Genomic DNA, 1,935 nt, shown 5'->3' with positions numbered 1-1,935 from the left:
GTGTGACGAAGGAATCGGGCGGCGATCCGAACGCAGTACAGCGCATTGTTGATATTAACAGCCTGCAGGGACATCCGGCACAAGGCATCTTGCAGTACATTCCGAGAACATTTGAGGGGTGGATGCGCGCGGGCTACAGCAATATCCGAGGCGCTTTAGATCAGTTCTTGGCCATGTTTGATGATTCCAATTGGTTGAAAGACATTCAGGCACCCGGTGGCTGGGGACCGACAGGTGTTCGGCGCTTTGCCTATGGCGGTCAGGCGTTAGGGCCGTCCATCGTGGGCGAAGCGGGTAAATCCGAGTTGATGCGACTGTCGGATGGTTCCTTAGTGCTTAGCCCGGCTCAAGCGACATTGATTAATTTCAAAGGACCAGCGGACATCCTGGGCGGTGACAAGACAGAAAAACTGCTTAAGTTGCTGCCACATTATGCAACCGGCACCCGGCGTGAATGGGTGCATGGTTATACACGCTCTGACGGAACGAAAGTGGCTGGCTATTGGCGGACGGTTAAGGTATCTTCGTCTAAAAAGACAGTCAAGGCGAAAAAGTCGTCTTCCTCAAAGTCGAAGTCAAGTAAGCCAGCGAAGCGTACCGCGTCTAAGAAGCCCGTGATTAATTACTCGAAAATGATTTCGGATAAGATCGGCACGATCATTGCTGACTACCGATCAGGCAAGCTTTCAGCTGCTTCTGAAAAAAGCCGGTTACAGTCACTGGAAAAGCACTCGAAGACGACCGCTTCGCAGCGGAATCAGATTACGAATGCCATGGCGACGGCAAGGAACCAGTACAACGCACTCGTTAAGAAGTTTGATTCGCTAGGCTCGAAGATCGTTAGTAACTACCGATCCAGCAAGCAGTCGCAGTCGAGCGAACAGAACGAACTGTCGATGATCAGCGAGCTGAAAAGGGGAAACAAGCTGACAGAATCCTGGTACACCAAGATTTACAATCAGATGACGTCGGCTGTCAACCTACAGTCCCTGAACACGTCCGTACAAAGTTCCGCGCAGACCTACCTGAACGCCGTCAAGTCAGCCGTCTCAACCATGAATGGCGTGATTGACAGCGCGAAGCAGACCGTGTACGGAACATGGGGACTGCTGGACGCGCCGACCAGCAGCACGAGTACAGTGACATCAGGATCAGGCTTAGTGGCTAATCTGAAGGCTCAGGATACGCAGCTGTCCCTGTTTAAAGCAGCCATTGCCAAACTTCGCAGCCGGAAAGTCAACAGTAGCCTTGTTGATGAACTCGAAGCGATGGGGCCGAATTCTCTTGCTGAAATTCAGAATATTGCTGGCCTATCGAACGGCATGCTGAGCCAATATCAAAGTCTGTGGTCACAGAAAAACAGTTTGTCCTATGCGGTGGGTGCCGACATGTCGCACAGCGCTGTGACAACGGCACAAACTGCCATCAATCAGGCCACAGCAGCTTTTAACGCATCAATTGCAGCAGATAAGAAAAAATACTACCAGAACGGATTTACGATTGCGCAGTCGACGCTGTCTGGCATCCAGAAAGGGTTTGAAGGGGTTGGCTCCGTACTGAGCAACACGATCAGTGCGATTGGTAAGAGCCTTTATAATCTGGTCAACAAAGATCTGGGCATTAAAGTCACCAAGCATGCAGTTGGTGGCTTTACGTTTGGCGAGCAGCTGTCCTGGCTCTCTGAAAACAATAAACCTGAAGTTGTTTTACCTCTGACGGATAAGACGCGATCTGTTCAGCTGATTAATCAGGCGCTGTCTTTTATGGGTCTGAACGGGAGCAGCTCCGCACCAAAAACGGATTCGGGTTCGCTCAATCAGCTGCTTTCCGCGCAGCAGGACACGAACACGCTGCTCGCAACCCTCGCTCAAATCTTTGTCAATAAGCAGTTTACGCTGGGCACGCCGCAAGCCGCGTCGCAGCTGGAACCGTACA

Annotated in this window: 1 protein-coding gene; it reads left to right on the top strand. The window is 51.5% G+C overall.

The features are described from left to right. Positions 1 to 1,935 (top strand): lysozyme family protein (locus E4665_RS18300; protein WP_167815258.1); only part of this gene is annotated, 1,935 nt, incomplete at both ends.

Origin of the sequence: Sporolactobacillus shoreae (genome assembly GCF_004684935.1) — a bacterium.
Classification (GTDB): Bacteria; Bacillota; Bacilli; order Bacillales; family Sporolactobacillaceae; genus Sporolactobacillus; species Sporolactobacillus shoreae.
The sequence above is the reverse complement of the archived record's forward strand: the minus strand, read 5'-3'. Positions and strand labels throughout refer to the sequence as shown.